Annotated in this window: 7 protein-coding genes and 1 pseudogene; all 8 read right to left on the bottom strand. The window is 45.4% G+C overall.

Going from position 1 to position 7,952, the window contains the following annotated elements:
* Positions 1–744: M20/M25/M40 family metallo-hydrolase (locus WEIDD23_RS14600; protein WP_242865445.1), on the bottom strand; the 744-nt coding region annotated here is incomplete at its 3' end.
* Positions 745–860: 116 nt separating this feature from the next.
* Entirely contained in the window at positions 861–1,391 is a 531-nt protein-coding gene (locus WEIDD23_RS05485) for an FUSC family protein (protein ID WP_010371508.1), read from the bottom strand.
* Between the two features lie 14 nt (positions 1,392–1,405).
* Positions 1,406–2,596, bottom strand: a complete 1,191-nt coding sequence (locus WEIDD23_RS05480; protein ID WP_010371511.1) for an MDR family MFS transporter — start codon at positions 2,594–2,596, stop codon at positions 1,406–1,408.
* 76 nt (positions 2,597–2,672) lie between these two features.
* Positions 2,673–4,088 carry a replicative DNA helicase gene (gene dnaB / locus WEIDD23_RS05475; protein WP_010371515.1) on the bottom strand — a complete coding sequence of 472 codons (1,416 nt, stop codon included), beginning with the start codon at positions 4,086–4,088 and terminating at the stop codon, positions 2,673–2,675.
* A 117-nt stretch (positions 4,089–4,205) separates the two neighbouring features.
* Positions 4,206–4,658, bottom strand: a complete 453-nt coding sequence (gene rplI, locus WEIDD23_RS05470; RefSeq protein ID WP_010371519.1) for a 50S ribosomal protein L9 — start codon at positions 4,656–4,658, stop codon at positions 4,206–4,208.
* 20 nt (positions 4,659–4,678) lie between these two features.
* Positions 4,679–6,691 carry a DHH family phosphoesterase gene (locus tag WEIDD23_RS05465; RefSeq protein ID WP_029237449.1) on the bottom strand — a complete coding sequence of 671 codons (2,013 nt, stop codon included), beginning with the start codon at positions 6,689–6,691 and terminating at the stop codon, positions 4,679–4,681.
* A 156-nt stretch (positions 6,692–6,847) separates the two neighbouring features.
* Entirely contained in the window at positions 6,848–7,801 is a 954-nt protein-coding gene (locus WEIDD23_RS05460; RefSeq protein WP_010371525.1) for an ABC transporter ATP-binding protein, read from the bottom strand.
* Positions 7,801–7,952 (bottom strand): annotated as a pseudogene (locus WEIDD23_RS14595) (ABC transporter ATP-binding protein); the annotation flags it as partial. The pseudogene WEIDD23_RS14595 and the gene WEIDD23_RS05460, both read right to left, overlap by 1 nt.

Genomic DNA, 7,952 nt, shown 5'->3' with positions numbered 1-7,952 from the left:
CTCAGCTAAGTAATACGTTACCAGGTGGTCAATCGCATTCACGCCAAGCTTGGGCATTGAACTATGCGCAGCTTTTCCCGTCGCCGTTACTTCATACGCCAAAAAGCCCTTGTGCGCGTGAAAGATGAAGTGTTGTTCCGGTGCTGTTGCAGTTTCAATAGCTGCTTGCAAATCCGTCAAGGTCGCTTCATCAATTACCGCGCCACCACTTTGGAAATAGTCTGTAATATCTGGCAACGCAACCCCTGTTGGCTCGGCAATGACCATCGCATCGATATTATCCGCATAACCCCGCTCAGCTAACAAGCGTGCGCCAGCTTCAGTCTTTTCCTCATCAACCGTCACTAACAACCGTAAAGTGCCATGGAGTGGAACAGCTTGTTCATGCAGTTCAATCATTGCAATCACATATTCTGCCAAACCGCCCTTCATATCAGTTGTACCGCGACCATACAAACGGCCATCTTGTTCAACCAGCGTAAACGGATCTGTTGACCAGGTCGTTAAATCACCTTCGTGAACCGTATCTGCGTGCCCAGCAAATGCCAATACTGGGCCTTGACCATCCCCAATTTCGGCCACCAAATTGGCACGCTTCGTATTATCGTCTGTCACCAATTGTGCATCAATCCCATTCTTACGCAATAGATCCTGTAAATAGATTGCAACCGATGTTTCATTATCCGCAACTGTATTCAGCGCAATCAAATCACGCAAAATGGTTAACTTATCTTGTTCCCGCATACTTGTATCCCCACACACTTAGTTTTCTCATGTAATTCTAATATAAGTTGCGGTAATATGCAAAAAAAGCCTGGATTAACAACCCATTCAGGTCACTAAGCCAGACTTTTCGATCATCATTTTTTACTATGCCGTTGGCGATCAGCCAAATCAGCAGCAATCGTAGCTGCGTCACGCGGATGAACGCCAATGTTCATCACAATGGCAATCACGGTACCTAAGAACGTATCAAAGACACGTTCGATAGCATACATATAGCTGGCTCCTTCAGGAATCGTTAACGAAATCATCAAGAAGGCCGCTACAGAACCAATTAATCCCTTATTGTTATTCAAGCCATCATTAATTGAAATCAATAGCATCAATAATAGCGGTACCACGATAATTGTGACCCACTGCGATTCATGCAGTAAATCAAAAACGAAAAAATAGGTAATCGCAAAAATACCACCAATGGCGTTTCCGATTACACGCGACTTACCAAATTCTAACGTTGTTTCAAAGTCCTGTCGCAATGAAAATACGGCAGCCAATGAGGCAATCATCGGATTACCACGATGTAAAAACGCAAACAAAGCGATGATAACCATCACCGATAGTCCCGTTTTAAACGTCCGCATCCCCAATCGGAACATCCCTAATTTCATTGCAGACCCTCACTTTATTCATATTGCGTGGCGTGGCGATAGCCGATCATTATCATGACTGCTACCCCAATAAAGGCAATAAACACAACGCCTGCCCCACCATAGAACATAGTACCATATCCGCTTTGTTCTATGACAGCACCACCAATCAACGGTCCCACTGCGCGACCAACAGATGGGGCGGCAGCCGTCATCCCCTGATAACGCCCCTTCAACTCTATTGGCGATAACTCATTAACTAATGCTGGAATCATTGGGAAGGCCGTTGCTTCACCAATGGTTGTCACAACCATTGCAATCGCAAAGCCAGTAAACGTCTTTGCAAACGGCAAAATCATAAAGGCAAGGCCAAACATAATCAGCCCGGCATAAATTTGAATGAACATTGATTTACGGTTTGCCGATAGGTTCAGGGCATTCATTCCCAATTGAATAATTGCAATCAAAATACCGTTAATGGTCCACAGCATTGAATACTGCCAAACCGGCAGTTTCAGGATACTCGACATGTAAATTGACAGATTTCCCTGCCACTGCGAATAAGAAATCCACAGAACACCTAACCCAATAACCCCTGTGTAGATTAAGCGAACATTCCACTTAGGCAAGCGCAGGGTCTGTTTTTGCTCAGTTTGTTGGGTGCGTGCCACCTTAATTTTGAAGGTGAACTGTACAATTGCCATTAGTACTAAATACATGACGAGCGCCAACCAGAATAGCCAGGTAATACCAAAATTATAAATTGGCCCAACTGCAGCGGTCGCAAACACCATGCCAAAATTACTAATAAAGTACAACATATTGAAGACAAAACGGCCATCATGACTCCGTACATATGTCCCGTAAGAATTAATCGTTGCCGTATTCCAACCACCGAAGAAACCGGCTAACGTCAAAATAACGGCATAACTTGGCCAGCCATGGAAGAAGATGAAGAGCAAATTAATGACAATCATCATCAGCGTACCGAACTGCATCAATTTACGGGGTTCAAATCGGTCAAACAATCGGCCACTTACTAGTGAACCAACCGCCTGGCCAATCGCGTTAGCCATCATGACCCAACCGATAACAACCAAGGTCTGATACAGTTGGTCATGTAGATAAATTGAAGTTAAGGGCCAGATAAATCCATAAGCCACGTTATTAATAAAACTTGCCGTTAATAACCAGCGAAGTGACATGCCGGCTTGTTGTGTTTGCATGATAACTGTATCTCCTTTTTTCCAAAAATAAGAACGAGGTTACCAAGTTGGTAACCCCGTTAATAACCGATATTGTTTAACCGAATCCGCCCGGTTCTTCAGCGTGGAACTCAATGTTTGAGAACTTATTGTATGACTTAACAAACAATAAGCGTGCCGTTCCACGCGCACCAGAACGGTTCTTTTCCAAGATAACTTCAATTTCTCCCACGTCCTGTTGTTCTTCATCGCGCGGGTCATTGGGGTTATCTGAATCATCGTTGGCCTTCTCATAGTAGTCTTCACGGTACAAGAAAGCAACGATGTCGGCGTCCTGCTCAATTGATCCAGATTCACGGATATCTGACAACATTGGGCGCTTATCTTGACGCTGTTCCACACTACGTGACAACTGCGATAGCGCAATAATCGGCACATCCATCTCCATCGCCATCATCTTGATGGCACGTGAAATGGCTGACACTTCTTGCTGACGACCTTCACTACCCGTGCCTTCAATCAGCTGCAAGTAATCAATAATGACCAATCCCAGCTTACCTTCACGCTTATAAAGACGGCGTAACTTTGAACGGATTTCTGTTACCTTAATTCCAGCCGTATCATCGATATAGATTTTTGTATTCGCCAACGATCCCATCGCGACCGCCAACGCATTCCATTCTTCAGAATCAAGTTGACCAGTACGCATATGCTGTGAATTAATATTTCCTTCAGCCGCCAGCATACGGTTAACCAGTGACGTATCCGGCATTTCCAGCGAGAACACAACAACTGGTAAATCTGGATCAGCCACAGCCACCTTCTGGGCAATATTCAAGACGAACGCGGTCTTACCAACGGCAGGACGCGCAGCCACGATAATCATTTCGCCACCGTGAAAACCAGTTGTTAGATTATCCAAAGCCGGATAGCCTGACGCCAATCCCGTCACAGTTTCTGTCGTGCGTGAGTTTTGCTCAATTTGTTCAAATGACTTCTCAACCACGTCCGCGATATTCTTAAAATCGGCGCTCTTTTCGCCACCGTTAATCATATCCAACTTGGTTGATAACTCGGCAACCGCGTCATCGACCGAATCAGCGCCTTCATACGTTTGCGTCAAACTGCTTTGCAACGTATCGATCATATTGCGACGAATTGACTTCTCACGGACAATTCGGGCGTAGTACAATGCATTACCAGCAACCGGCACCGTCGAGGCCAGTTCCGCCAAATAGGCCATTCCACCAACGTTCTCGACTTGATTGTCTTTATTCAATTCATCGACAATTGTCAATATATCGATTGCACGTTGCGATTCATCAAGCTTCAAAATTGCCGCATAAATCAAACGATGGGCCGTGCGATAGAAATCAGACGGTTCCAAAATCGTCATCAAATCGGCAATTAAATCTTGCGGATCCGTCGACAATAAAATTGATCCCAAAACCGCCTGTTCAGCTGTGATATCTTGCGGCACGCTCAACGCGACAGTTTCTGTTTCATCTGCCATGGAATGACCTCCTTTTTTATCAGTACTAACTATTGTAACAGATATCGCCATATCTATCCGCGTTAACATCAAGAAAAAAGCACCAAGGCCGTTTAGCCCAGTGCTTTTACATGTTTCTTACAATTCGTCGGTGTGGATACGAATCTTGGCTTCAACCTCGTGGTGCAACTTCACCGTCACGTTACGGTAGCCCAAGGCACGAATTGGTTCCTTCATATCCATCTTACGCTTATCGATCTTCAAACCGAATTGGTCGTTCAAAGCTTCAACAACTTGCTTTGATGAGATGGCCCCAAACAAGCGACCGTCAGTTCCGGCCTTTGCCTTCAACTCAACCACCGTCTTATCATCTTCCAACTTCATCTTCAATGCTTCAGCAGCAGCCTTTTCTTCAGCCGCTTCACGATCAGCAGCCTTCTTTTGGCCACGCATCGCTGACACATTCGCATTTGTTGCTGGTTCAGCCTTCTTGTTTTTAATCAAAAAGTTGTTCGCGTAGCCATCAGGAACTTCTTTAACTTCGCCCTTCTTACCGCGACCCTTAACATCTTCTAAGAAAATAACCTTCATGATTATCGACCTCTACTTTATTAATTTTCTTCTGCTTCACTATCATCTGATGCTTCAAGTATCGACAATAGTTGGCTGTAAACATCGTTTGTTGCGACGTCTGCAACCTGGGTAGCTGCGTTACTTAAGTGACCGCCACCACCCATTGCTTCCATTACTAATTGTACATTAACTGACCCTGTTGAGCGCGCTGAAACGGCAACCATTTTATCATCGCGTCGCGTAATGACGTATGATGACTCAATACCAATCATCTGCAATAATGCATCAGCCGCTTGAGCTGCCACCACCGAATCATATTGTACATCATTCTCACCAACAACAATCGCCGCGGTGTCATGAATCTCTGCCCGTTCAATCAAGTGGGCCCGCTTGCGGTACGATGAAACAGTTTCCTTCATAAAGTCTTGTAACATCTTACCATCAGCCCCCACCGAACGTAGGTAACTAGCCGCGTCAAACGTACGCGTACCTGAACGAAGGGTAAAGGACTTTGTATCCACTTGAATACCCGCCAACATAGCTGTTGATTCAATCTTCGACAAGCCCTTTGCCCGACGAGGCTGGTACTCAAACAACTCTGTCACTAATTCTGACGTTGATGATGCATATGATTCTATGTAAACCAATTGTGGCTCTTCAGGGAATTCTTCGCCCCGTCGGTGGTGATCAATAATCACCACTCGCCCGGCCAAATGATTGTACACATCTCGCGATTCAGAAATCGATGGCTTCGAGTGGTCCACCATCACCAGCAAACTGCGCTCAGTCGCTTCAGTAATTACTTGGCTTGGTGTCATCATCGCCGTCTCATCTGCAGGGTCATGCTTTAACTCATGCAATAATAGCTGAATATCCGAGTGCTCATGCCCGGTTTCTTCGTACACAACCCAAGCTGGCTTGCCTAGCATCTGGGCCAAACGACGCACACCCAAAGCCGCCCCAAACGAGTCCATATCAGACCGTTTGTGACCCATGATAAAGATTTGATCTGCTTGCGTCATCAAATCCGCCAACGCCTGAGAAATCACACGCGCTCGAACACGCGTACGCTTCGCCATTGGATTAGTATTACCACCATAGAAGCGGGCATCCCCCGTTGGTGACTTGACCACAACCTGATCACCACCACGGCCTAATGCCAAGTCCAAATTAGCTTGGGCATTTTCGGCCAGCACACTAATCGCCTCTTCTTTATAGGCAATTCCAATACTCAACGTAATTGGTGCGTTTTGCATTGACGTCGCTTCACGGACTGTCGTCAGGACATTAAACTTATCTGACTCTGCAGCTCGTAGACCACTACGGTAACCAATCAACATATAACGATCAACCGCTAAACGACGTACATATATCGCATGGTCAGCCATCCAATCCGAAAGGGTCTTCGTTACGAATGTACGCAACGCTGACGCATCTGAATCGCTCATGCCTTCAGTCACTTCATCATAATTATCCAGCGACACAATTCCCACGAAGAGACGGTGCGCTTCATAATCTGATGATAATTGCACGGAAGCCGTCGCATCAAGCAAATAGACTGCCCGTAATTCAGGTTGAACTTGCACATCAAAAGTGCGGTCTAACCAAGTTAAGCGGGTTACCCGCTTATCTTCATCAGGCCAACGCTTAATTACATCGGCAAGCTTGGTTGAAACATCTGTTAGCGTGCGACCAACAATAATTTCTTCCCCAAGATAACTCTGCAGATATGGATTAACCCAATCAATCTCGGCTTGTTCATTAAACAAAATCACCCCAAGTGGCATTTGAATAATGGCTTCTTGTTCACCACGATTAACTCGGTATGACAAATTTTCAATATAATGCGCGGTATCTTCCCCAATAATTTGCAACGTTTTAAAGATGACGATTAAGGCAAAAACTACCAGCCCTAACCAGACTAATCCAATTAGCCAATTGACCATGAACCCTAAAATCGCGCCCATCAATGCCATCAATGAAACTAAGACGGCAACCCAAGCAAGGCGCCGATTTTGAAAGAATGCCGGCAAAGCATCCAACTTTTTCACGTGATTCACCTAACCTAACTCCGTTTAATTTAATACTTTCTTAAGTATACCATGAACGACCATATGACTTATACCGCTATTCAATGAGTTTTCTATGTTTAATTGATGGATAAGAAAAACGATTCGATGCTCGCCGTCATCGAATCGTTTTGCTAGTTAATCGATCAAGCCAGCCTCACGGGCACGCTCTTGATACATTTGAATTTCATTTTCCGCCGCCCAAACAAAGTGGTCAGGTGCGATTTCAACCATCGTACGGTCGCGACCATCCATCTCATCAGTTGGGTCATACACAATTGGCTCACGAGCCGTTTCAACTGATGGATCTGGTACTGGAATCGCACTCAACAACGAGCGCGTGTAATCGTGCAACGGTTGGTTATAAACCTCATCCGCTGGTCCGATTTCAACCATCTTTCCCCAGTGCATCACCCCAATACGGTCTGAGATGTACTTCACCATCGACAAGTCGTGGGCAATGAATAGGTATGTTAAACCCTTATCCTTTTGCAGTTGCTTCATCAAGTTAACAACTTGTGCCTGGATAGAAACGTCCAACGCCGAAATCGGTTCGTCAGCAATAATAAACTTAGGTTGCACTGCCAAAGCACGTGCGATACCGATACGTTGCCGTTGGCCACCTGAGAATTCGTGTGGGTATCGGTTTGAGTGGTCACGGTTCAAGCCAACGATTTCAAGCAAGTCTTCAACTCGTTGTGAGCGTTCCGCATCCGACTTAGCCAAATGATTCACATCAATTCCTTCAGCAACAATATCCTTAACCTTCATACGGAGATTCAATGATGCTTGTGGATCTTGGAAAATCATTTGCACGTTTTGCCGGAAGTTTGACAAGTCACTCTTCTTTTTCAACTTCGCAATATCTTGCCCGTCGAACAATACCTCACCGGCAGATGGATCATACAACTTCATAATCGTACGTCCAATTGTCGTCTTACCTGAACCTGACTCACCGACCAAGCCAAACGTTTCACCTTCATAAATATCAAAAGTGGCATTTTGAACGGCTTTCGTCTCATTACTACGGCCCTTGTTAAAAGTGATATCAAGTCCTTTGATTTCAACTAACTTCTTCTTTGCTTCAGCCATTAGTTGTTGTCCTCCGTTCCAAGAACTGCCGTTGCGTCGACGGCGACTGCCTGCTTACGGTCAGCCTCTGGGTGTGCCGCTTGATAACGGGCCCAACGCTTTTGTACTTCCAATGGTGGCACAACTTCTGGTGCTCGTTCATCCAACAACC

The sequence above is a fragment of the Weissella sp. DD23 genome (assembly GCF_001579105.1).
GTDB classification, from domain to species: domain Bacteria; phylum Bacillota; class Bacilli; order Lactobacillales; family Lactobacillaceae; genus Weissella; species Weissella cibaria.
Note: the sequence above shows the minus strand (reverse complement) of the source record. Positions and strands in the feature narration are given on the sequence as shown.